Source organism: Pacificimonas flava, assembly GCF_000342165.1.
GTDB lineage: Bacteria > Pseudomonadota > Alphaproteobacteria > Sphingomonadales > Sphingomonadaceae > Pacificimonas > Pacificimonas flava.
Map to the genome: position 1 here is coordinate 1 of NZ_AMRV01000015.1, position 22,747 is coordinate 22,747.

General features: G+C 61.0%; 19 protein-coding genes and 2 pseudogenes. 12 read left to right on the top strand and 9 right to left on the bottom strand.

Going from position 1 to position 22,747, the window contains the following annotated elements; genetic code table 11:
* The 3 genes and pseudogenes from C725_RS13770 to C725_RS13780 form a co-directional block, all read left to right on the top strand.
* Positions 1–415, top strand: a pseudogene (locus tag C725_RS13770) (HlyD family secretion protein); the annotation flags it as partial.
* Positions 412–1,983: an MDR family MFS transporter gene (locus C725_RS13775; protein WP_051051456.1), complete on the top strand. Its 1,572-nt coding sequence runs from the start codon at positions 412–414 to the stop codon at positions 1,981–1,983. The pseudogene C725_RS13770 and the gene C725_RS13775, both read left to right, overlap by 4 nt.
* Before the next feature lie 10 nt (positions 1,984–1,993).
* Complete coding sequence (locus C725_RS13780; RefSeq protein WP_038283496.1) at positions 1,994–3,454, top strand: efflux transporter outer membrane subunit; 1,461 nt, start codon at positions 1,994–1,996, stop codon at positions 3,452–3,454.
* Here C725_RS13780 and C725_RS15935 read toward each other — a convergent pair.
* Complete coding sequence (locus C725_RS15935; protein ID WP_078056306.1) at positions 3,384–3,878, bottom strand: hotdog fold thioesterase; 495 nt, start codon at positions 3,876–3,878, stop codon at positions 3,384–3,386. The two genes, C725_RS13780 and C725_RS15935, sit on opposite strands and share 71 nt — an antisense overlap.
* The gene (locus C725_RS13785; RefSeq protein ID WP_038283498.1) at positions 3,875–4,780 is read right to left on the bottom strand and encodes an alpha/beta fold hydrolase; all 906 of its coding nucleotides are present in this window, start codon (positions 4,778–4,780) and stop codon (positions 3,875–3,877) included. The genes C725_RS15935 and C725_RS13785 overlap by 4 nt, the downstream gene beginning before the upstream one ends.
* A 403-nt stretch (positions 4,781–5,183) precedes the next feature.
* Here C725_RS13785 and C725_RS13790 point away from each other — a divergent pair, with 403 nt between their 5' ends.
* Positions 5,184–5,645, top strand: coding sequence for a mobile mystery protein A (locus tag C725_RS13790; protein WP_038283500.1), 462 nt, complete (start codon positions 5,184–5,186; stop codon positions 5,643–5,645).
* Positions 5,646–5,649: 4 nt separating this feature from the next.
* Entirely contained in the window at positions 5,650–6,240 is a 591-nt protein-coding gene (locus tag C725_RS13795; RefSeq protein WP_008603794.1) for a mobile mystery protein B, read from the top strand.
* 473 nt (positions 6,241–6,713) lie between these two features.
* Here C725_RS13795 and C725_RS15940 read toward each other — a convergent pair whose 3' ends face one another.
* The 4 genes from C725_RS15940 to C725_RS13805 form a co-directional block, all read right to left on the bottom strand.
* Positions 6,714–7,076: an antitoxin Xre/MbcA/ParS toxin-binding domain-containing protein gene (locus C725_RS15940; RefSeq protein WP_078056307.1), complete on the bottom strand. Its 363-nt coding sequence runs from the start codon at positions 7,074–7,076 to the stop codon at positions 6,714–6,716.
* A gap of 522 nt (positions 7,077–7,598) precedes the next feature.
* Positions 7,599–7,925, bottom strand: a complete 327-nt coding sequence (locus C725_RS16970; protein ID WP_223178489.1) for a Rap1a/Tai family immunity protein — start codon at positions 7,923–7,925, stop codon at positions 7,599–7,601.
* Between the two features lie 75 nt (positions 7,926–8,000).
* The gene (locus C725_RS13800) at positions 8,001–8,324 is read right to left on the bottom strand and encodes a PepSY domain-containing protein (RefSeq protein ID WP_202408384.1); all 324 of its coding nucleotides are present in this window, start codon (positions 8,322–8,324) and stop codon (positions 8,001–8,003) included.
* A gap of 77 nt (positions 8,325–8,401) precedes the next feature.
* Positions 8,402–9,292 carry a DUF1259 domain-containing protein gene (locus tag C725_RS13805; RefSeq protein WP_008603797.1) on the bottom strand — a complete coding sequence of 297 codons (891 nt, stop codon included), beginning with the start codon at positions 9,290–9,292 and terminating at the stop codon, positions 8,402–8,404.
* A 168-nt stretch (positions 9,293–9,460) separates the two neighbouring features.
* On the opposite strand from C725_RS13805, the gene C725_RS13810 reads away from it, so the two are divergent.
* From C725_RS13810 to C725_RS16285, 4 genes are all read left to right on the top strand, one after another.
* Positions 9,461–10,411 carry a chromate resistance protein ChrB domain-containing protein gene (locus C725_RS13810; RefSeq protein ID WP_025160483.1) on the top strand — a complete coding sequence of 317 codons (951 nt, stop codon included), beginning with the start codon at positions 9,461–9,463 and terminating at the stop codon, positions 10,409–10,411.
* Between the two features lie 2 nt (positions 10,412–10,413).
* A complete protein-coding gene (gene chrA / locus C725_RS13815; RefSeq protein WP_008603799.1) occupies positions 10,414–11,811 on the top strand; it encodes a chromate efflux transporter in 1,398 nt (465 codons plus the stop codon).
* A gap of 11 nt (positions 11,812–11,822) precedes the next feature.
* Positions 11,823–12,554 carry a superoxide dismutase gene (locus C725_RS13820; RefSeq protein WP_008603800.1) on the top strand — a complete coding sequence of 244 codons (732 nt, stop codon included), beginning with the start codon at positions 11,823–11,825 and terminating at the stop codon, positions 12,552–12,554.
* An 88-nt stretch (positions 12,555–12,642) separates the two neighbouring features.
* The gene (locus tag C725_RS16285) at positions 12,643–13,266 is read left to right on the top strand and encodes a Cj0069 family protein (protein WP_160165733.1); all 624 of its coding nucleotides are present in this window, start codon (positions 12,643–12,645) and stop codon (positions 13,264–13,266) included.
* Here the strand turns inward: C725_RS16285 and C725_RS16905 are convergent.
* Positions 13,213–13,994: pseudogene (locus tag C725_RS16905) on the bottom strand (IS5 family transposase). The gene C725_RS16285 and the pseudogene C725_RS16905 overlap by 54 nt on opposite strands.
* Positions 13,995–14,111: 117 nt before the next feature.
* On the opposite strand from C725_RS16905, the gene C725_RS13840 reads away from it, so the two are divergent.
* A complete protein-coding gene (locus C725_RS13840) occupies positions 14,112–14,573 on the top strand; it encodes a Cj0069 family protein (protein ID WP_149864700.1) in 462 nt (153 codons plus the stop codon).
* An 84-nt stretch (positions 14,574–14,657) separates the two neighbouring features.
* Here the strand turns inward: C725_RS13840 and C725_RS13845 are convergent, their stop codons facing one another.
* Positions 14,658–15,218 (bottom strand): recombinase family protein, encoded by a 561-nt coding sequence (locus tag C725_RS13845; protein ID WP_017184234.1) that lies wholly within the window; start codon positions 15,216–15,218, stop codon positions 14,658–14,660.
* A gap of 173 nt (positions 15,219–15,391) precedes the next feature.
* On the opposite strand from C725_RS13845, the gene C725_RS13855 reads away from it, so the two are divergent.
* Together C725_RS13855 and C725_RS16290 are read left to right on the top strand one after the other, a co-directional pair.
* Entirely contained in the window at positions 15,392–18,361 is a 2,970-nt protein-coding gene (locus C725_RS13855; protein WP_008603805.1) for a Tn3 family transposase, read from the top strand.
* A gap of 183 nt (positions 18,362–18,544) precedes the next feature.
* Positions 18,545–19,006 carry a hypothetical protein gene (locus C725_RS16290; RefSeq protein WP_149864701.1) on the top strand — a complete coding sequence of 154 codons (462 nt, stop codon included), beginning with the start codon at positions 18,545–18,547 and terminating at the stop codon, positions 19,004–19,006.
* A 2,337-nt stretch (positions 19,007–21,343) separates the two neighbouring features.
* Here the strand turns inward: C725_RS16290 and C725_RS13865 are convergent.
* A complete protein-coding gene (locus C725_RS13865) occupies positions 21,344–22,723 on the bottom strand; it encodes an NAD-dependent succinate-semialdehyde dehydrogenase (RefSeq protein ID WP_008603807.1) in 1,380 nt (459 codons plus the stop codon).
* Positions 22,724–22,747: the final 24 nt, after the last annotated feature.

A 22,747-nucleotide genomic window follows, 5' to 3' on the forward strand; every position in this document is an offset into this window, starting at 1 on the left:
ACGCGTCGGCGATCTCTCGGTGAGGGTGGGCCAGTTCGTGCAACCGGGTCAACGTTTGATGACGGTGGTTCCGGTGAGGGCGATCTACGTGACGGCAAACTTCAAGGAAACGCAGGTCGGCCTGATCCGGGCCGGCCAAAGCGTCAGGCTCGAAGTTGACGCCCTACCCGACCTTGAGATCGCGGGACGAGTGGTCAGCATATCGCCGGGAACGGGCGCGGAATTTTCCATCCTCCCCCCCGAAAATGCCACCGGCAACTTTACCAAGATCGTTCAACGGATACCCGTCCGCATCGGTATCGATGCTCCCCCTGAAGTGCGGCGTCTGCTCGTTCCCGGCATGTCGGTAGTGGCTACGGTCGACACCCGGAATGCTGCCGGCGAATTGGAAGAGATCTCGAGTCGGACTCAATGACCGAGATACTGGCAGCGCAGGACACTTCGATCGGGCCGGCCGGGGGCCGAAAGAACGCAGACGTGACTGCCTGGGTCGCTGTGGCCGCGGGCGCGCTTGGCGCCATGCTCGCGACGCTGGACATATCAATCGTCAATTCCGCACTCCCCGTCATTCAGGGCGAGATCGGTGCCACAGGCGCCGAAGGCACCTGGATTGCTACGTCATTTCTCGTTGCTGAAATCGTCGTCATTCCGCTGAGCGCTTGGCTCGAACGGCTGTTCGGTCTGCGAACCCTCCTCATCATCGCGGTTAGCGCGTTCACCGCATTTTCGGTGCTATGCGGGATTGCAACCGACCTTACGACCATGATCATCGGCCGAACGGGTCAGGGATTCACGGGCGGAGTCCTCATTCCGACCGCAATGACTATTGTGGCTAAACGATTACCGCCGCACCAACAGCCAATCGGAATGGCCCTGTTCGGCATGACTGTGGTTCTTGGCCCCGTGATGGGGCCATTGATCGGCGGCTGGCTGACCGAGAACCTGAGCTGGCACTATGCCTTTTTCGTCAATGTGCCAGTCTGCGCAATCCTGCTGCTCTTGCTGTTTATCGGGCTGCCTCACGAGAAGCCCAAGTGGGAATATCTCACGGACGCCGATTGGGCTGGCATTCTCGGGCTGATCCTCGGACTGGGCGGTCTGACTGTTGTACTCGAGGAAGGGCACCGTGAGGAATGGTTCGAGTCCTCACTCATTCGCTGGCTAACGGTGGTGACCATTATCGGCTTTGCCTGTTTGATTTACGGACAGGTGAAGGCACGCAAGCCAGTCTTGAAGTTGCAGCTCCTGTTCAATCGACAGTTCGCCAGCGTCGCGATCATGGCGCTCGCCCTGGGCATGGTGATGTATGGTTCGACCTATGTCATTCCGCAGTTTCTGGCGATCATCTCTGACTATAATGCTTTTCAGACGGGACTGGTCATCTTCTGGATGGGTGTCCCGGCCTTTCTCCTGATGCCGGTTCTGCCCCTGATGATCCGCAAGGTGGACATCCGCATTGCCGTCGGCACCGGAATGCTGCTGATGGCGATCAGCTGCTTTGTCAGCACGAGTCTGACCGCCGAATCCGGCGGCGCTGTCTTCACTGAAAGTCAGCTTATCCGCGGGGCCGGAATGATACTTGCGATGATGTTCCTGAATCAGGCAACGGTTGCGTCGGTGGCCAAGGAAGACGCGGGCGATGCCTCGGGCATTTTCAACGCGGCCCGCAATCTTGGCGGATCATTCGCCCTCTCGGCCCTCGCTTCGTTCCAGGACCAGCGAATTTGGCACCATACGAGGCGCATGGAAGAAACGCTGAATGCGAACAGCGTTTCGCTGCAGACCTATCTCGACGGACTGGCGCGAAGCTTGGGCGATATGGAACGAGCGATGGCGGCACTCGGCGGCACTCTCCAGCGCGAAGCGTTCATCATGACCTACAATGATGTCTTTCTGGTGATGGGACTTCTCACACTCGCGACGGTCCCGCTTGTTCTGTTCCTCAAGCCGCTTCCGGAAAATGTCTCCCTTTCGATGCACTGAGCCCGAGATTATGCGCCACTTGCTACCTCCGATTATCACTATCGCCTTGCTAGCTGGATGCACGGCAGGGCCCGATTATGCAGGCCCCCCGGAAGTTGTGTCAGCAGACACGGGCACTCGCTTTGTGCGCGCTGGCAGTGATGTGAGCGCATCTGATCCGGTTGTCGCTCAATGGTGGCTGCTGCTCGGCGATCCCGAGTTGACGCGGCTGGTGGAGGCTGCGCTGTCCGGCAACCCTTCGCTCGCCGCAGCGCAGGCGCGCATTGCCCAGGCACGGGCATCCATCAGGCAAGACCGTGCGGGTCGAATGCCATCGCTTGGGGCACAGGCCAGCACCGTGCAGGGCCGGCTTCCTGGTCTCGACATTCAAGGCGGGGCGCCCCCCCCGTCAGAGCAAACCAATTCCGACGCAGAAACCGATGACTCGCTCAGCTTTTTCAATGTGGGCCTTAACGCCAACTGGGAGCTGGAGTTCGCCGGTGGCTCGCGCAGGCGCATTGAAGCCAGCAATGCCCAAGCTGCTGCAACGGTGGCCAATGCAGAGGACGCAAAGGTCCAGTTGACTGCCCAAGTGGCCAGCACCTACGTCAATTTGCGGGAGGCCCAATTCCGCGCAGAGCAATTTGAGGCGCAGATTTCGTTGCAGGAAGAGATCCTGGCGCTGACATACCAACGCTATCAGCGCGGTGCATTGCCGCTTTTCCCGGTAGGCACCGCGAATGCCGAACTGGAGATGCTCAAGTCACAACTTGCCGAAGCTGAAGCGGATATCGCAGTCCTGTCTGATGCACTCGCTATACTGACCGGACAGGTGCCGGGATCAGTTGATGCAGCGCTCACGACTGCGCATTCCATTCCCATGCCGCCAGAGCAGGTCGCGATCGGCGATCCGGCAAGCCTGGTGGCGCGTCGGCCTGACATAAGGGCGGCCGAACGGTCTCTTGCCGCGTCGACGGCGCGGATCGGGGTGGCCGAGGCGGCGCGGTTCCCGAAATTGTCCTTCACGGGGATCCTGGGCCTCGGCGGATCCTCGTTGGACGACGTTGTCGATGTCGGCGATTTCTCCGCACTCGCGATCCCGCGCCTCCAGTGGAATTTTCTGGATTTCGGCAGGGTAGACGCTGCGATCGACCAAGCCGGGGCGGCGCGCAACGAAGCAGTCGCCAATTACCAGCAGACGGTGCTTCTGGCACTGCAAGACGCCGAACGTGCCTTGGCTCGCTTCGGCCAGCAGCGTGTTGCGCTCGCTGCCAGTATGCAAATCAAGAAGCAGGCTGACGGCGCGGCGGACCTGAACCGCCAACGTTTTGCCGCAGGAGCGATCTCGAAGGCTGACCTCAACCAGGCCCTGCGAGAACAGCAGCAGGCCTCAGCAGACCTCGTCCGGGCAAAAGGCGCCCTTACGCTGTCGTGGATTGCGCTGCAGAAGTCGCTGGGCCTTGGGTGGCAAGAGCCTGTTCGAGATCAATAGTCCCGCCGCGCTGATCAATTGATCCGGTTGACGAGAAGTAGGCGCCCCTGCCGCTGGCGACCAACTTGCCGTCGGGCTCGAGAACCCGGGTTTCCGCCACCGAAATCTGTCGCCCGATTTTCACGATCTGTCCGTGAGAAGTGAGAGGTCCTGAGGTTGCAGGACGGTGGTAATCGACATGCAGATCGGCCGTCGCTCTCGCCGCGACGCCCCCGGCGAGCAGAGTACAAAGCCCGGTGAGGTCGACCAGTGAAGCCAGGATCCCTCCATGCGCCGACCCAATCATAGGGTTCGACACGATCTCTTCGCGCCATGGCATGGTGATCGCGATTCCCTGGTCGGAGCATGTCGCAATCTCCAGCCCAAGCCATCGGTGAAACGGCGCGATATGCAGCATTTCCTGCAAGCGCTCTCGATCGATCATAGCTCCCTCGTCCCATGTGGGTGAGTTGTATCGGATGAGTGATGGCGCCCTAGGAAATCGACGATAGCGGCGGAAAAGGCGTCGTTCGCATCGCCCACGACCATATGCGTGGCATCGGCGATGTCCGTGTATTCTGCATGGGGGGCGAGTTGCCGCAGATGCAAAACGGCCTCTTCGGAAACAAGATCGCTAGAGGCGCCTCGGATGAGGTGAAGCGGAAGCGTGAGTTTCGCCGCAGCTTGGCTCAGCATTGCCGATTGACGTTCCTGGTTGTCTGGGTCGCCTTGTCTGGCCGCCATTATATTACGGATAAACACCGGGTCCCAGTGCCAATAGAAGCGCCCATCCGACTTCTGCCGCAGATAGTTTTTCAGACCATCGCTCGCGCCCCGCTTGGGACGATGCGGCATGTAGCGAGCGATCACGTCGGCCGCCTCCTCTGGTGAGGCGAAGCCGCTATCGACATGCTCTTCCATGAAACCAACCACGCGCATCACACCGCTGGGCTCCATGCGCGGGGCAATGTCGACCAATGTGAGTGAAGCAAAGCTACCTGGAGCAAGCTCCCCTGCGGCAATCAGTCCAGCGAGCCCGCCCAGTGAAGCGCCGACCAGCGCTGGCTTCTGGTCCAGGCGCGACGCTGCAGCGACCAGATCCGCCGCGAAGTCGCGCATTTCATAAGCTCCGCATGGCGACCAATCGCTGTCTCCGTGACCGCGCATGTCGAAGGCGATTGCGCGAAAGCCGGCTTGAGCCAGCTCGCTGACCACCCTTCTCCACGCGCGCCGTGTCTGCCCGCCGCCGTGCGCAAGAAGGACGGGTTTAGCGTAGGCATCCCCCTCAGCCTCGGCTGTAAGAGAAATCGCGCCTGCGCCCTCAATCGTAAAGGTTTCTCTCGCCATCTCCGGATGGTAGGAAAGGCGCGCTAAATAGTAAACCGATTTAGTTTGTGGCTCTCGGCTCCGTGTTGGCTGTCCTGCAGGGGCGTTTCAACGACGGCAAAAGTCTATGCCAAGAGGGGTTTCTCCAGACCATTCTCTAATGCACCGGCTTGCGATTCGGTCAGCAGTCGCTGTCCGCTTAATCCGCTCAAAGATATAAAAGCTGCCTTTCCGCTTCCGGCCCGACTTGGGCCATTTCGATGAAACCCTTGAGGCGCGCGCATCTGATCCCGGTCCGCTACCGCGCGCGATCTCAACGGTCAGGCTAATTTGCTGAATTCAAAAAAGCGCTTGCAAAGCGAGAGCTGTAACGTGTTACGCTCATATATATATGTCACTGAGATGCCGGACAGGATACATACAAATGAGCGATAGACGGCAAGCCGTTGCCAGAAAGCATCTGGATAAGCGCCTTGCCATGCTCCGCGAAGCGGAGCTGATTGCGCCACCCCGCGGCTGGATGAAGGCGATCCGAGAAGCGTTGGGGATGAGCACACGCCAGCTAGCGACGCGTATGGGCGTGTCGCGCTCCCGCGTTCCAACGATTGAAAAGGCCGAGGTAACGGGGGCCACGACCATCCAGACACTTCGCGCAGCGGCGGAGGCCATGAACTGCACCTTTGTCTACGCCTTCGTGCCCGTAAAGCCGCTCGAAGACATTTTACGGGATCGCGCTCAGGAGAAGGCGCACCGCGAGCTGGCGCGTCTGGATCATACGATGAAGCTGGAGAATCAGGCGCTCCGGCGCGCCGATATCGATGAGGAGAAGCAGCGTATCATCGACCGGCATCTGACAGGTTCGCTGCGTCGGTTATGGGAGCAATAAAAGCGTGACCGGTGATCCGCTTTTCGAAGATGATGAAGTGAACGCGCCGCTCGATGCCGAGGAGCGGGAGCAACTGATACCGTCCTATATCACCTTCCGGTATGAACTGAACGAGGCAGAACAGATCAATATCGGCGATGGCATGGGCTGGGCGTACAGCGGTCGCCGCGACGTTCTCGACTCTGATTTCCTAAGCGAGCTTCATCGCCGCATGTTCGGCGATGTGTGGCGCTGGGCCGGGCAGTATCGCCGCACGCCGCGCAATATCGGGGTGGATGCCTACCGCATCGGAATGGAAGTCCGGCAGGCGGTTGACGATGCGCGCTACTGGCGTGAAAACAGCACCTATACGCCGGACGAGATCGCAGTTCGCTTCAGCCACAGAATTGTGGCGATTCATCCATTCCCAAACGGCAATGGCCGGTTCTCCCGGCTGATCGGCGATATATTGGCGGAGCAGCTCGGGCAGCCGCCGTTTACCTGGGGAAGCGTCAATCTGGTCGATGTCGAAGACACACGCGCTCAGTATGTCGCGGCGCTGAGGGCCGCTGACGGCCACGATTACGAAGCGCTTCTAGCCTTCGCCCAATCTTGATCGGACCCGGATGTTATGCTCGCGCTTAGGTAAACCGAACTCAGGAGCCTTTTGGTTTGGGTGGAGGGGTGGTCTTTCAATATTGGGCGCGGCAGCGGGGCGACGGCAAGAAGGCTTAACCCACCTTGAAGGGCATAGTTAATAAAACGCCCCACAAGGCGCCATCACTCGCCGGAAAAATGGACACGATGTCTCGACGCTCAGGCGAAGTACCGCGAGAGGGCTAGTAAGACGTTGGCGCCCATGCCCCCAGTTAAGTAGTGTGCCCTTGCCAACGTCGATGCTGCGAGTGAACTTCCTTGCGCGAAGCCGCTGCCTGAAGCAGCATCGTCGCATTCGAGCGTGTATCAACCAGCATTCTCAGGCTCAGGAATTCTTCATTAGAGGCAGAAATTACGGTGGCGGCGAGCGGCCGCTGGATCGTGGTGCCGGCGTGCGTGATAGACCTCCTTCTAACGATGTACACGGCAGAATTAAGCAAAGCCGCCTTGCGCGATACGATTGAGATAATCGCGTACGAGTTCTGCCCTGCCCTGCCGGACCAGTTCCTCCGCGGTTACGTCGGCTAGTGAAGGCAATGGCTGCGAGCAATACCAGGCATAGGCAGCCAGTTGGCTGCCCGCCCAAGGAATCACCCGATTGATAATCTCGCTCATCTCACGGAGGCGTGCCTGAGTGGATACGTTGCCATGACGGGACTTCCTGGAGAGGGCATCGCGCGACAGGCCAGCTGTCGCAGCAAGCTCAGACTTGGTGATCCGCAACGCTGCAGACAGGCGATCTGGTGAAACACCATTCTCACCTGAGATATCGGTCAGGAATGCTGAGAAAGCCATAATGCCTCAAATAATCTATGACGAAGGAACAATCTGTGTGACGGTTTGGAGTTGCGTCAAGGTCCGTTATGAAGAGGCACGAAGCGGCCAGATGCGAACTCTAGCCCCCTGTGGTCATCGGGGGTGGCTCAGCTCAATCGCTAAACCGGTAATTAATAGGCAACCCAGAGCCACCTACCGGTTTATTGGATCGAGAAGAGTTCATCGAGGTGACGTTAGAGAGCGCTGCCAGTATGGACAGCGCTCTCTAATCATTAGATCGTGGGCTCTGCCGCCGGCACTTCAGCGGATACTGGCGTCAGAACTGCTTTGGGCTGGATGGCGGTCTCAGGAGCCCGCACCAGGCGTCACCTCAAGGTTTGTGCGCCAGACAACGATTTGGCAGACATAATGCGAACATCGGCTAATTAGCGAGCTTGAGGCGCGACATGGGATCGTTGAGCTGGCGGAATTCACCGCCAGGCGGACGCTCCGCCTGCCCTCAAGGCAGCCGCCGGGCAGGCTACGCCGCGGGGTACGATGCTACTGACATGGCCAAGCCTTCGCTAACGAGCGTTCAGCTCCGGCCACCATATGAACACTCATAAAATAGCTATTCTGCTCCGCCCAGCGTAAATATGCCGCGCGCAGCGCCGATCGGTCATAGCGTGGAGCGCGGCATTCCGCTTTTCGCGCGACGATCATCATGTCGAGCACGCCTTGGAGGTAAGCGCCGCATCGCGGCTCATTCGCTTGACAGCTTACGAACAACGCCGAGCCCGTCGCCGACGCGGGTTCGGTTTGGCCGATCGCACTATCAGGCAGGGCGGCCAAAGCGGCGCATAACAATATCCATCGCCTTGGCCGCATTTTCGTCTCCTATTCCGCAGTATCATTTCGGAAGGGGCGCACGGCCCTCGACGGCCGGCGCCCCGTGCTGATCCATCATTCGCGGCCGAGCACCTGGCCTTCGGGCGTGACGAACAGTTCGATCGTCTTTCCGTCGCTGTTCTTGCCCTTGATTTCATAGAGCGTGCTTCCGTCCGCCTTTCGGGTGACTTGCTCCGCTTTGCTTATTGACGCGAGTTGCGCGCGTGCCGCGTTCATCGCGGCCTCGGGCACCTGAGCAAGCGGGATGTCTCGTTCGCTGTGCTTGCCGATTATCCGGTTTTCGTTCGCCTCGTGGTTTTGCGCGATCGCCACGCCCGCGATCGCCAGCGCGGCCGCGCCCACGCCTGCGACAACAGTGAGAGTTCGTTTGCTAGCCATGTTCCATTCCACTTCCTGCATAAGGGCCGTGGGGTCGGGCGGGCGGCGGTTACGGCCCAATGAGCCGTCGTCCGAGTTCAACTCCTCTGATTGTTCATCCTGTCGAGCGCCGCGCGCAGCCCACGGGCGAGCTTGGCTGCGTCGTCGTTGGCCCAGAAGTGCATGAAGAACAGCCGCGGCTCGTCGTTTAGCATATGATTATGCAGCGCCGTGACCTCGATCCCGTTCGTCCGCAGCACGCGCAGGACCGGATCGACCTCGTTTGCGACAAGTACGAAATCGCCGGTGATGGCGGCTCGGCCGTCCCCGGTTGGCTGAAAGTTGATCGCGGTCGCCGTGCCCATCGTCGGCGGAGTCTCCATATCGCCGTCCATCAGCCGCTCGGCGCGCGGAAAGCTGTATTGGAGGATGCCACCGGCCGTCTTGCCCTCACCGCCCATCAACCGGTTGAGCGCGGCCACATCGAGGTCGAGCCGCGATGCGGCTGCGCTGGCCGAAGGCGATTGCGGCGCGGCGAGCGGGGTCCGACTGGCTGATAGCGCTTGCCGGAGCGCGGCCGCGAGCTTCACCGGGTCGCCGTGGCCGGCAATGTGCATGTACATGGTCGCAGGCGAAGAGCGGAGCAGGTGATTGTGGAGCGCGGTGATCGTAAAACCGCTTGCGAGCAGGCGGCTCAAAACGGGGTTCACCTCGTCGTGAGTCAGCACGAGATCGCCCATCACCATCGCCTCGTCGCCCATCGGCTGAAACGCCGCCCAAGAGCCGAGCGCGAGGGAGGGCTTGATCGTCACCCCATCCAGCGTGACGCTCAGGTCCGAACGCGGGAAGCTGTAGCGGTGAACGCCCCCCGGCTGTTCGGCCCCCGCTCGTCCTATCGCCCGGTCGACAGCCGACCAGTCCGGCGCTGCCCATGCCGGGCTTGCCAGCAGGAGGCTGGCGAATCCCAAGGCGATGGTCTTTTTCAGCATAATTGATCCTTCATCAGCGCACTCGACACGGAAAGCCTCACGTCATGCGAGCGCGCCGCCGGCGAGCCGCGACATTGCGCTCCGGTTTCTTTCTTCGGGATAAGCAGTCCTATGCTCATGAGGCTTGTGATGCAACCCTTACACTTGTAGGCTAGTGACGATACAACTATGACAAACACACAAGCTTCCCCTTGGTTGCTCCTGATCCCGCAGCTTCCGGCTAAGCCTGCCTATTTGCGGGTGAAGGTCTGGCGGCGTTTGCAGGCGATCGGGGCCGCGCCGCTCAAGAACGCCGTCCATGCGCTCCCCAATCGCGAGGACACGCGCGCGCTGTTCGAAGAACTGCATCGCGAGATCACCGAAAATGGCGGCGAGGCGCTGATCCTCGAAGCGCGCCTTGTCGGCGGCATGGGCGATGCGGAGCTGCGCGGAGTGTTCGACGCTGCGCGTGACGCCGACTATGAGGAGTTGGCACGCGAGGCGCGCGCGCTGTGTGAGGGCGAGTATGTCGCGGCGGCGGATGTGGGCCGCCTGCGCAAACGCCTGAACGAGGTCGCCGCGATCGACTTTTTCGGTGCGCATGGTCGGCAGGCGGCACAGGCCGCCATCACCGAGGCGGACCGCCGCTCTCACCAACATCCCGATGTGAGCGGCCCCGGTGCGCCCGAGCTGACCCCGGCGGAGCTAAAGCGCCGCGTTTGGGTGACGCGCCGCCATGTCCATGTCGATCGCATCGCGTCCGCCTGGCTCATTCGCCGCTTCATCGACCCCGAGGCGAGCTTCAAGTTCGTCGAGGGCAAAGGATATGTGCCGGAGCCTGACGAACTGAGGTTCGACATGGCGGACGCTGAGTTCACCCACGAAGGCGACCGCTGCTCCTTCGAGACCTTGGTGTTCCTCACCGGTCTCGAGACCGACCCCGCGCTGCGGGCGCTCGGCGAAATTGTTCACGACCTTGATATTGCCGATGCTCGGTTCGAGCGCCCGGAAACTCCGGGAGTGAGCGCGCTTATCGCCGGCATCTGTGCCGGCACCGACGACGACGAGGAGCGGATCGCGCGCGGATCGACCGCGCTCGACGGATTCTATGCTCACTTCACCCGGCGAAAAGAGGACTAAAGATGGAGGCCAGCGCACGCGCTGAAATCGCAGTCGAGACGCTGCACGAGCACGGCATCAGCTTTGGCGAGGCGGTGCGCGTCTGGATCAGGGTCGCGCTGCTCAGCTTCGGCGGACCGGCGGGCCAGATAGCGGTGATGCATCGCATCCTGGTCGAGGAGAAGCGCTGGATCGGCGAGGAGCGGTTCCTCCACGCGCTCAACTATTGCATGCTGCTGCCCGGCCCTGAAGCGCAACAGCTAGCTGTCTATATTGGCTGGTTGCTCCATAAGACCAAGGGCGGCCTGGTCGCGGGCGCGCTATTCGTGCTGCCCGGCTTCCTCGCGATTTTAGGGCTCAGCTATGTCTATGTGCTGCTCGGCGAAGTGGCGCTGGTCGAGGGATTGTTCTTCGGATTGAAGGCCGCCGTGCTGGCGGTGGTGCTACAGGCGGTGGTCCGGGTGGGTTCGCGTGCCTTGAAGAACAACGTCATGCGCGGTTTTGCCGCGCTGGCGTTCGTCGCGATCTTCGTGCTCGACGTGCCCTTCCCGCTGATCGTGCTTGCCGCCGCGCTGATCGGCTTCTTCGGTGGCCGCGCTGGTTACGCCGCATTCAAGGGCGGCGGCGGACATGGTCCCGCCGGCGCTGAGATAATCCACGACCGCGACACCGCTCTTGGCGAGGGCCTTCCCGACCATGCCCGGCCGAACCTCTCTTGGTCGCTGCGCATCTCCGGCGTCCTGCTGCTGCTCTGGCTCGGGCCGGTCGCAGCGCTGCTGTTCGCGTTCGGCCCCGACGACGTGTTCAGCCGCATCGCCACCTTCTTCAGCCAGATGGCGGTGGTGACCTTCGGCGGCGCCTATGCGGTGCTCGCCTATGTCGCGCAGGAGGCAGTCGAGACCTATGGCTGGCTCCAGCCCGGCGAGATGCTCGACGGGCTCGGCATGGCCGAGACCACGCCCGGGCCGCTGATCATGGTGACGCAGTTCGTCGGCTTCCTCGCGGCCTTCCGCGAAGCGACCGGGCTGCCGCCGCTCGTCGCCGCGACCTTCGGCGCAATCCTCACCACCTGGGTTACCTTCCTGCCATGCTTCCTGTGGATCTTCGCCGGCGCGCCATTCATCGAGCGGCTGCGCGGCAACCGCGCATTGTCGGCCGCGCTTTCGGCGATCACCGCCGCAGTGGTCGGCGTGATCCTCAATCTGGCGGTCTGGTTTGGTATCCACACTCTGTTCGAGCAAGTCCGCGAAGTGCCGTTCGCAGCCGGCACCATCGATCTCCCAGTCCTAACGTCCGTCAACTGGCCGGCGCTGGCGCTCGCGGTGGGTGCGATACTCGCCATGTTCCGGTTCAAGGCCGGCATGCTGCCGGTGCTCGGCGTCTGCTCGGTCCTCGGGGCCGCATATGTAATGATCATCTGAAGGAGTGACGCGTGACGATCGACCATCTTTCCCGACGCAGTGCAATCGCAACTCTTGGCATCGGAGCCGCCGCCATGACTATCAACGAAGCCTCTGCGCAGACGCCGGCCGCAGCGCCGGCGGCTGTCCCCGCCTTTGCCGGAAATCATCAGGTCAAGCCGCTCAGGTTCAATCCCGCCAGGCTTCACGGCCTCTCCGAAAGGCTGATCACATCGCACCACGAGAACAATTATGCGGGCTCGGTCAAGGCCCTGAATATGATCGAGACACGACTTGCCGCCGCGCTCGCTGACACGGACCTGCCGCCGGTGGTCTATGGCGGATTGAAGCGCGAGGAGCTGCACCGCACCGGCTCGGTCGTGCTCCATGAGGTCTATTTCGACGGGCTCGGCGGCAACGGCCAGGCAGCCGGTTCCATCCGCGACGCGCTGGGCGCGGCGTTCGGCTCGTTCGACCGCTGGGAAGCCGACTTCCGCCGTACCGGGATGAGCCTTGCCGGCGGATCGGGCTGGTGCGTGCTCGTCTACAATCTCCACACGCGCTCGCTGCACAACCATTGGGCGTGGGATCATATGCACGGTGCGATTGCCGGCGTGCCGCTGCTCGCGCTCGATATGTACGAGCACAGTTTCCACATGGATTACGGCACCGCCGCCGCCAAATATGTCGACGCCTTCTTCCGCAACATCGACTGGGAAGTGGTCGACCGGCGCTATGCCGCGGCTTTGCGCGGCGGCGGCTGAACCCGACCGCCGTGGCTTAACACCCACTGCTGCGCGACACCTGAGTTCGCGACCACAAAGGGGACAGGTCCGATGGGGAGATGCAACAATGACATCCGGCCCGAACATCGCTCTTCTTTGGCGTGGGAAAGCAGCCGAGTGGACGCATCGCTTTCATGAAGCCCGGCAGTGGCCGATAATGCAGGCCTTGCGGGCGCTCGGGGCGACCGCAAGGCCTGTACTGTACAGGGACGAGGCGGTTCGCGAGATTCGGGACGAGCTGCTGTCGTGCGACGCAGTGCTGGTCTGGGTGAATCCGTTGGACATTTCAGGCGACCGCTCGCAGCTCGATCCAATGCTGCGCGAAGTCGCGGGGTGCGGCGTTGTCGTCAGCGCGCATCCTGACGTGATCGCCAAAATCGGCGTCAAGGAAGTGCTCTACACAACGCGATCCATGGAATGGGGCAGCGATGTCGATCGATACGTGGACGCTGAAGGCCTTCGCGCTCGTTTCCCCGAACATCTTGCCGCAGGCCCGCGCGTGCTGAAGCCGAACTACGGCAACGGCGGCAGGAATGTATGGCGTGTCCAACTAGACGAAGCGGGAAACGCTCCGGCTTTGAAAACGTCGGTGAAAGTTCAAGAGGCCCGCCAAGGAAGCAAATCGGAGCGCATCAGCCTAGGCCCTGTTGACATAGTGGGTGAGCCACAGCTTTGCGGAAGCGAGGCATAGGAAGCCGAGGAAGGACGTTGCGGTTTTGTCGTAGCGCGTGGCGATCCGGCGGGATTGCTTGAGGCGGTTGAACAGCCGCTCGACCTGGTTGCGGTCCCGATAGCGCCGGAAGTCGCAAGCCGCCGGCTTACGGCGGTTCGCCTTGGGCGGGATGATCGGCAGGATGCCGCGCCACAGCAGCTCTTCGCGGACGGCGTCGCCATCATAGCCCTTGTCGGCGAGCAAGGCGTCAGGCTTGGGCACGGGCATGTCGAGCAGCGCTGGCACGGCACGGTAATCCGAGACCTCGCCCCCGGTCAGGACGAAGCCAAGAGGGCGTCCCTGACCGTCACAGCGGGCGTGGATCTTGCTCGTAAAGCCGCCGCGGCTTCGACCAAAGCCCTCCTTGCAGGTCCCCCTTTAGCGCCCGCTGCCTGAGAATGGCCGCGGACGGTCGTGCTGTCGATCATGTGCTGCCAGTCGTCGGTAAGCCCCAGATCGACCAACGTCGTCAGCATCGCGTCCCAGACGCCTTGCTCGGCCCAGCGCCGGAACCGGACGTAGACCGAGTTCCACTTGCCATAGCGCTCGTGCATGTCGCGCCACGGGCAGCCTACCCGCAGAACGTGCAGCATTCCGTTCAGGAACCGCCGGTTGTCATGCGACGGCCGCGCCTTGCGGCCGCGCTCCGGTGGAAGCAGCGCCCCGATGACCGCCCATTCCTCGTCCGACACGTCGCCTCGACCCAAAGCCACCTCCAAAAAGGAAGCCTTGAATCAGAGATCACACCCGCTGGGAATCCACTATGTCAACAGGGCCTAGCCGAGTGCTTGGAAAGGTGGGTGCCGTTTCTAAACGACGGCGGCGTGCTGATCGATCAGGCTTATCAGCCGCAGTCGTCCGAGGGCATGGTCCGCTGCTACGTGTGCGGGCACCGAGTGGTTGGCTTTGGGCACAACCTGATCACTGCGCTGATGACGCCAACGGCCATTGATACAACGTCGTCAACCCCACAGCCGATGGGCCGCGCCATGTTCGGACCGGAGGTGACGCGCTTCGCAGCCTTACGGAAAGCGATGGAGGATCGCTGGATTCCAGAGATGCAAAGGTTGCTGTCGATCGTCGACCACGATCTTCCGCTTCTTTGGGACGCCGACTTCCTATTTCGCCCTGGTGAAGCCATCAGCGATGGCTCCTATGCGCTTTGCGAGATCAATGCTAGTTCGGTTGCACCATTTCCGCCAAGCGCCGTCCAGCCAGTCGCCGCAGCGGCAATCGGTCGCGCTCTTGCCATTCGTTTGACGAAGGAGACCTCCAATCCTCATTGATATGATTCAAGCAATTCAAGAGACGTGACATTGGTCGTATCAATCAGACAAGCCTAAGGGTGAGCGAGGCTGGGTGAAACCGGCTCAGGTGGCAGCGCGGAGATACTGGTAGAGGGTTTCGCGACTGATCCCCAGGTCACGGGCGATGACGGCCTTGCGCTCGCCGTCATCAACACGGCGGTGCAGCTCGGCGACCATTTCGTCGGAGAGGGAACGTTTCCGCCCGCGATAAGCACCGCGTTGTCTGGCGACCGCAATGCCTTCGCGCTGCCGCTCCCGGATCAGGGCGCGCTCGAATTCGGCGAACGCACCCATGACCGAGAGCATCAGGTTGGCCATCGGGGAATCCTCGCCCGAGAAGGCCAGGCTTTCCTTCACGAACTCGATCCGGACGCCTCTTTTGGTGAGGGACTGAACCAGTTTGCGCAGATCGTCGAGATTACGCGCCAATCGATCCATGCTGTGGACCACGACGGTGTCACCCTCGCGGGCGAAGGCGAGCATGGCATCGAGTTCGGGGCGGTTGATGTCCTTGCCCGATGCCTTGTCGGTGAAAATCCGGTCGAGCGACTGCCCGTCCAACTGGCGATCGACATTCTGATCGAATGTGCTCACCCGGACGTAACCGATCCTCTGGCCTTTCATCGCCGCCTCCGGTCAAAATGTCAGGTTGAATTCTATGACACGGCGGAACATGCGTCAATAAATGCTTGCCATAACCCTATCCTGACAGAAACCGCCGCTGCATCCTGACGTCCGGTTAGGCTATACTCCAGATTGACGCTAGCCTGTCGCTCTCGACTCGGGATGGAGGCAGGATGGCGCGGCGGCGATTATTGACCGGAGAAGAAAGGCGTCGCCTGTTCGATATCCCCCATGACGAAACCGCGATCGTCGGCCACTATACCCTTGCCGCCGAGGATCTCGAACTGGTCGGTCGCCGCTATCGCCCTGCCAACCGCCTCGGTCTGGCAACGCAGATCGCGCTTATGCGGCATCCCGGCTTCGGTTTGCAGCCCGACGTCGACGTCCCCGATGCGGTCCTTCACTATCTCGCCGCCCAGCTCTTCGTCGATGTTGATGCGTTCGCCGACTATGGCCAGCGCGCGCAAACACGTAACGATCATGCCGACATTGCGGCACGGCATCTGGGGCTACACCCTTTTCGGCGAGGGGATATACCGCTCGCGCTCGATCTCGCCGCAAGAGCTGCGGAGCGGACCGATCGGGGCGAACCTATTGTCCGCGCATTGATGGAGGGGCTGAAGCAGGAACGCTTCATTCTTCCATCGGCAGACACGCTCGAACGTGCGGGCCTCGCCGGCAGGGCACGCGCCCGCAAAGCCGCGGCGGCGCTCATTGTCGAAAGCCTGGGTCATGCCGAACTGGCGCGGATCGATGATCTGATCGTCAACAACAGCGACTTCGGCATGACGCCGCTGGCCTGGCTGCGCAATTTCGAGGAAGCGCCCACCACGGCGAACATCAACGGGCTGCTGGAACGGCTACGCTATGTGCGCGGAATCGGCATCGACCCGGCGATCGGCGCGAAAATCCCCGACTTCCGGTTCGCGCAGTTCATGCGCGAAGGTGGCGTTGCGCCGGCGTTCCTGCTCTCCGATTATAGCCTTAACAGGCGCCGCGCGACGCTGATCGCGGCGGTCATCGACCTCGATGCCAGGCTCGCCGATGGTGCGATCCAGATGTTCGACAGGCTTGTCGGAAGCCTGTTCACACGGGCGCGGCGCGGGCGGGAAAGGCGCTATCAGGACAGCATCCGCTCGGTCGGCGAACTTATGCGGCTGTTCGGCGCGACGATCGCCGCGCTGGGAGAGGCGGTCGAACATGGCGGTAATCCGCTCGAACTGATCGACGAAGCGGTAGGCTGGCACAGACTGGTCGCAGCCAAATCGCAGGTCGATGCGCTGGCCGAGCTGGCGGGCGAAGATGCGCTTGTCGCGGCGACTGGTCGCTATGCGACGCTGCGGCGGTTCAGCCCGGCTTTCCTCGATACATTCACGTTCAAGGCATCGGGGAGCGGATCGCAACTGGTCAAGGCCATCGAGGTCATCCGCGATACCAATGCCCGCAAGGCCCGCAGCCTGCCCGAGGGCGTTCCGCTCCCATTCGCCAACCGGCAGTGGAAGCGCCTCATCACCGAAGGTGGCCAGGTCGATCGCCGGCGATACGAGACGGCCATCATGGCCACGCTGCGCGATCGGTTGCGCGCCGGCGACATATGGGTCGAAGGAACCCGCAATTATCGCCGCTTCGACACCTATTTGCTGAGTCGACGCGATGCCGATAAGGTGGCCGACAGCCTGCCATTCCAGACCGATGCGGCCGCCTATCTGGAGGAGCGGGCAAGGACGCTCGACTGGCGGCTGCGCCGTTTCGCCAAGCAACTCAAGGCGAACAGGCTCGCGGGCGTGGCGCTCGAACGCGACCGGCTCAAGCTGCAACCCATGCCGGCGATCACTCCACCCGAGGCGGAGGCTCTCGATCGCAGGCTCGACGCCTTGCTTCCGCGCGTGCGGATCACCGAACTCCTGGTCGAGGTGGCCGAGCGCACCGGGTTCCTGAGCGCATTTCGCGATCTTCGGTCCGGCAAGGAGCATGACAACCCGCACGCGATCCTCGCCGCCATTCTCGCTGATGGATCGAATCTGGGTCTAGAGCGCATGGCCAACGCCAGCGACGGGGTGAGCTACGCCCAGCTTGCCTGGACCCACAACTGGTATTTGTCGCCCGAAAACTATCAGGCCGCGTTGGGGATGATCGTTGCCGCGCACCATGATCTTCCTTTCACGCGCCATTGGGGAGCCGGCACTAGTTCATCCTCCGATGGGCAGTTCTTCCGCTCGGGCCGCAACCGATCGGCGGCGGCCGACATCAATGCGAAATATGGCAGCGAGCCGGGCCTGAAGATCTACTCCCACCTGTCCGATCATTTTGCCTCGTTCGGATCGCGGATCATGTCGGCCACCGCCGGCGAGGCCCCCTACGTGCTGGATGGCCTGATGCTCGGCGCCGGCGCGCTACCGCTGCATGAGCATTACACTGATACCGGCGGCGCGACGGACCATGTCTTTGCCCTTTGCCATCTTCTCGGCTTCCGGTTCGTGCCCCGTCTGCGCGACATCGCCGACCGGAAACTCGGCTCGATCGCCGCGCCTTCGACCTACAAAGGCATCGAAAGCCTCATGGGCCGCACGATCAAGACGGCGGCGATCGAAGCCGATTGGGATGACATCGTCAGGATCGTCGCCTCCATTAAGGAAGGAGCCGTTGCGCCCTCCGCGATCCTGCGCAAGCTGGCCGCCTACAAGCGCCAGAACAGGCTGGATTTTGCGCTGGCCGAACTCGGCCGCATCGAGCGGACGCTATTTGCGCTCGACTGGCTTGAACAGCCCGACTTGCGTCGCGCCTGCCAGGCCGGCCTCAATAAAGGCGAAGCACGTCATACCCTTGCCGCCGCGATCTACACCAACCGACAGGGGCGGTTCACCGATCGCTCGATCGAGAATCAGGAATATCGGGCATCGGGCCTCAATCTGCTGATCGCGGCGATTTCTTACTGGAACACCGTCTATATGGACAGGGCCGCCCAGCATCTCCAATCATCCGGCGGCACCTTCGATGATGCGCTGCTTGCCCATCTCTCGCCGATGGGCTGGGTGCATATCAGTTTGACCGGCGACTATCTGTGGCAAAGGGCAAACCGGCTCTCCCCTGGCGAGTTCCGCACCCTCAACGATCCCATGGCCCGCCTCAAACTCGTGGCATAGCCAGTGTTCTCATTATGTCCGCCAAATCGTTGTCTGGCGCACAAACCTTGAGGTGACGCCCACCACGGCAGGAGCGACTGGTCCCGCGACCATCCGTGCCGGCGCCGGCGTATCAGCGATCGCGACAGTGAGTTCGTCCTTCGTGAACACCTTCAGTTCGCGCCCTGACGGGATCTCCCCGCTGTGGCCCGTTACAAAGAAACCGGCAACTGGAATTGCGACGACAGCGCCGATCGTAGCGACGGTGTTGCCTCACCCTTCTTGGCGGAATTTGCCGACGACCGGGATGCGGTTGCCGTCGACCTCAATGTAACGGATCTCCACATCCATCTTGCCGGATTTCCCGAACATCCCCTTGCCAGTCATCCAAGTGATCTCACTCAGTGCGCGCTAGCCTTTGGGGATGACCACGTAACCATTTTGAATGACGTCGTACATCATCGAGCGATTGAAGGTGTAACTCTGGATGATCCTGATTACCGTCCTGCTCGTCTCCGTCCGGTCATCGTTGTTGAGCCCGCGCCCACGCCTGAACTGCATAGCGGCGCGCAAAACGGACGGTGCAGCGCCGGTCACCCGTACCCTACCCCGACAGCGGGGAAAGCAAAAGACGCGCTTGGTCCACCTTCTGAAGCCCAGTGCTGAGAGGCTTGGTAGAGGCCATGTTGGCCTCTACCGCGCTCCGGTTCTATCCTTCCGTGTCAGCCGGCAGCGCTGCCGGTACGCGTCCAGCGGCGTGATGCTGGCGAACCGACCATGTCGAGATCAGCTGCGCGCTATGGAGCCGATGTTTCTCAGCTTGGCTAAGTTTGATTTTACCGTGCCGTCGACCCTCTCAATGTAAACGAGATGCTCTACAAACGAGAAACCCTGCGACGGTAGCGTTCGCCGCAGGGTTTCGGTACGCTCAAATCCTTGCTCGGCCACCGGAGTGCGATACAATGGGCGCGCATTTCTTCAGCAAATTAGCTCGTGCTGGTACGCACGAACACCGCCTCGTCGATACGCTCAAATGCATTTTGGTAAAGCTGAGCGTCCAAAATGGAGTTCGAAGTAGTTTCCTCTTGACCAAACAGCGACGAAACATTCTTTGCTTAAACAAAATTTAATCGAACTCTCGACATGTCCGGATTTAATTGCTCGATATATGCTGTCCCTCGCACCTGCTTTGTCGAACCGCCTCCACCTAATGCTTCCATGAAGCTCGTTGAGCGTTTGGAATTGCTGGTTGCATTTATAAAGCCTGTATCAAGATCAGCGGCCTCTCGACGTCAAACTCACCAGCCCGCAGGCGTCGACCCCTCGCGAATATTCGATGCCCATGAGATCGCGACCGTTGAGGAGGGCAGCCAGGCGCGGCCCCTCACCTCTATTGCTCCATACAAGTCGTTTTATGCGCCCACTGCCTGACTTGGCATCGTGGCCTTTCCGCCAATCCTAAACACGTCAGGACCCTTCGAAACCCAGCCGGCGGCCCCAAGCTGCCGCGCCTCAAAGATATGAAGCCTAGGCTGCTCACGGGCTGGATCTCGCTATGCTTCGGAACAATTCGCTGCTCACAGTTCAATCCAATCATTTTTGTTCAGTGCCGCGGCAACAGAAAGCAAATCGTTCCTGATGAGTCATTCGACGCCGGACCAAGTCGAGCCAGATGGCCTCGGGGCAATCCGACAACCAAGACACGGGGAGCGTAGGGTAGGGCAGGGCAGGGCAGGGGAGCCGCAATAACAGCCTCAATTTCCCTTCCCATCGGTTCTGCCGATCGACGGCGCGGGAGGTCGGCCGCCGGCCAGGCAGCTTTAAGCCGACCATTCCCCTATGGCGCCGCCGCTTTCAGCCTTAGCGTCACCGATCACCCGACGGTATCGACGGATTGTCACCGAAAACCCGTTCTCCACGTGCTTATGGGCTCCGTATCAGCAGACGGTTGGTTCACCAAAACAGAGTAACAGCTCGCTCCTCGGTCGAAAGTCACTCCCTATGGCATAGGACCAGGGCCGATTTATCGTTTGAAATGAATCGTTTTTCTCAGTCCGAAAAGCAAACCCAAAGCTGAAGCTGTCCGCACGGTGCATCTGTTTGATCGGGGGATCAGTGACATTTACTCACAGGAGCTAATCAGCGCACGAGATGATCAGTGACGTTCTGTCGGGATATCGGTGACGCTCTGTCGGGATATCGGTGACGTTCTGTCGGGATATCGGTGACGTTCTGTCGGGATATCGGTGACGCTCTGTCGGGATATCGGTGACGCTCTGTCGGGATATCGGTGACGCTCTTACGGGATTTTGGAAACATTCCTGTGGGGTATCAGATACAGCCCTCGACTGCGAATCGCGGGAATTCCTTGGCTCAACGAGCCGACACGCGCCCTTAACTTTCTAACATGGTCTAACTGTCTAAAGGCAAACCGAAACGCCCACCCGATCATAAACACCCCGAATTTACAGTTGTGTCCGACATAACCTCGGTCAGCCTGAAGAGGGCGAAACGGAGCCCGCGCGGCTTCAGGAGAGGCGCTGAACAACCTGCTTGCGACACCCGCTCCGAACCTACGCGATCTGCTGAAAAAGGCCGAGATCATGAACGCCTAAGCGCTCGAGGGGCAGCGCTGCTGATCGAGGATCTGAAGCGGATGAATGGCTGCTCGAAGTGTGCAGTCCACAAATTATAATAGGATGGCGAGCACCGGATTGTCATCCGTCGCGTGCTGATCCGGCGCTTGCGGCCACAGTAGATCCGCACCGCCTTAGCCAGAAATGGAGCGCAAGTCGCTAAAGAGGCTTCGAGTGGGCGACCGGGATCGAGCCGGCATCATTAGCTTCGAAGGCATGCAGCCGGTGTTTGCCCACAGGATGCCGATAATTCCGCATCGATCTGAAGCGTCGCCGCACCATTCTCTCGCGCCGACCTCTCCTGCAGCTAAGCCGGTGGTTCCTGCCCTACTCCCGCTACCTCCGCGAAAGCGTACGGAAATAGCTCTCAGGACGCGATCTTGATTGACTTGATATTCACGAACTCCTTCAAACCCTCCGGTCCGTGTTCCCGGCCATATCCTGAACCTTTCACGCCGCCGAAAGGAAGAGCAGGCGACGCAACATCGAACGTATTGATGAACACCATCCCAGTGTCGAAACGAGTGGCCGCGAGTTCGCGGGCGCGGTCCACGTTGCGGCTGAAAATCCCTCCGCCCAGGCCGTATCGGCTGTCATTGGCGATGCGCATGGCGTCTTCGTCGTCTTTGGCGCGGATGATCGACGCTGCCGGGCCGAACAGTTCATCGTCATAGGCAGGCTGGCCCGGTTCGACATTGGCCAGCACGGTGGCGGGATAGAACCAGCCGGTGCGATCCGGAATTTCGCCGCCGACGACCAACTGGGCGCCCTTGGCCACGCTTTCCTCAACCTGCTCGTGCAGCTTGCCGCGCTGCGCTTCGGAGACGAGCGGGCCCAGTTTGGTGGCGCCATCGTTGGGATCGCCCATCTCGATCTCGCCGAACTGTTCGGAATAGGCCTTCACAAAGGCATCGTAATTCCTGTCGGTCACGATGAAGCGCTTGGCATTCACGCAGGTCTGGCCGTTATTGTAGAGGCGGCCGGCGACGCAGGTTTTCACAGCAAGATCCAGGTCGGCATCGTCGAGTACCAGGTAGGCATCGTTCGATCCGAGCTCGAGGACGGTCTTCTTGACATGCTCCCCAGCCTTGGCGCCGACCTGGCGCCCCGCCGTGTCGCTTCCGGTCAGGGTCACGCCGCGCACCAGATCGTTCGCGATGATCGCGTCCGACTGATCGTGCGTAATGCGCAAGATGCCAAACAGGCCCTTGGGCAGACCGGCCCCTTCGTAGAGATCGCGCAGGAAAATGCCGCTACCGGTACAATTCTCGGAATGCTTCAGCAAAACTCCGTTGCCGGCCATGAGGCTGGCGATGGAGTAGCGGATTGCCTGATACGCAGGAAAATTCCACGGCTGGATTCCGTACACCACGCCGATTGGCGCATGAACGACTACGCCGGTCGCGCCTTCGACCTCGCGCTCCTTGTCGGCCAGGACCTTGGGTCCGTGCTCCGCGGTGTAGTCGCATATGCCGGCACAAAGGTCGATCTCCTCCCGACTGTCGCCGATCAACTTGCCGGTCTCATCAGTCATTAACTGAGCAAATTCTTCCTTCTTTGCGCGCAATGCCGCGCCAATCGCCGATACAATTTTTGCCCGGTCGTCCAGGCTACGCAGCCGCCATTCGAGGAAGACATCATGACTTGTCTGTACGATGGCAGCCGCTTCCTCGTCCGACATATAGTCGTAGGACGCGATCACCTTTTCGGTGAGTGGATTGATGATCGTAATCTGTTTGTCGGCCATGGCTGGCCTCCTTTCTTCGAGGGG

Coding starts and splice junctions, on each gene's coding strand:
- C725_RS13800 (WP_202408384.1), bottom strand. CDS start 8,324: ATGGCTAGCAAACGAACTCTCACTGTTGTCGCAGGCGTGGGCGCGGCC.
- C725_RS16285 (WP_160165733.1), top strand. CDS start 12,643: ATGACATCCGGCCCGAACATCGCTCTTCTTTGGCGTGGGAAAGCAGCC.
- C725_RS16970 (WP_223178489.1), bottom strand. CDS start 7,925: ATGCGGCCAAGGCGATGGATATTGTTATGCGCCGCTTTGGCCGCCCTG.
- C725_RS13805 (WP_008603797.1), bottom strand. CDS start 9,292: ATGCTGAAAAAGACCATCGCCTTGGGATTCGCCAGCCTCCTGCTGGCA.
- C725_RS13845 (WP_017184234.1), bottom strand. CDS start 15,218: ATGAAAGGCCAGAGGATCGGTTACGTCCGGGTGAGCACATTCGATCAG.
- C725_RS13775 (WP_051051456.1), top strand. CDS start 412: ATGACCGAGATACTGGCAGCGCAGGACACTTCGATCGGGCCGGCCGGG.
- C725_RS13855 (WP_008603805.1), top strand. CDS start 15,392: ATGGCGCGGCGGCGATTATTGACCGGAGAAGAAAGGCGTCGCCTGTTC.
- C725_RS13780 (WP_038283496.1), top strand. CDS start 1,994: ATGCGCCACTTGCTACCTCCGATTATCACTATCGCCTTGCTAGCTGGA.
- C725_RS13810 (WP_025160483.1), top strand. CDS start 9,461: ATGACAAACACACAAGCTTCCCCTTGGTTGCTCCTGATCCCGCAGCTT.
- chrA (WP_008603799.1), top strand. CDS start 10,414: ATGGAGGCCAGCGCACGCGCTGAAATCGCAGTCGAGACGCTGCACGAG.
- C725_RS13785 (WP_038283498.1), bottom strand. CDS start 4,780: ATGGCGAGAGAAACCTTTACGATTGAGGGCGCAGGCGCGATTTCTCTT.
- C725_RS13865 (WP_008603807.1), bottom strand. CDS start 22,723: ATGGCCGACAAACAGATTACGATCATCAATCCACTCACCGAAAAGGTG.
- C725_RS15935 (WP_078056306.1), bottom strand. CDS start 3,878: ATGATCGATCGAGAGCGCTTGCAGGAAATGCTGCATATCGCGCCGTTT.
- C725_RS15940 (WP_078056307.1), bottom strand. CDS start 7,076: ATGGCTTTCTCAGCATTCCTGACCGATATCTCAGGTGAGAATGGTGTT.
- C725_RS13790 (WP_038283500.1), top strand. CDS start 5,184: ATGAGCGATAGACGGCAAGCCGTTGCCAGAAAGCATCTGGATAAGCGC.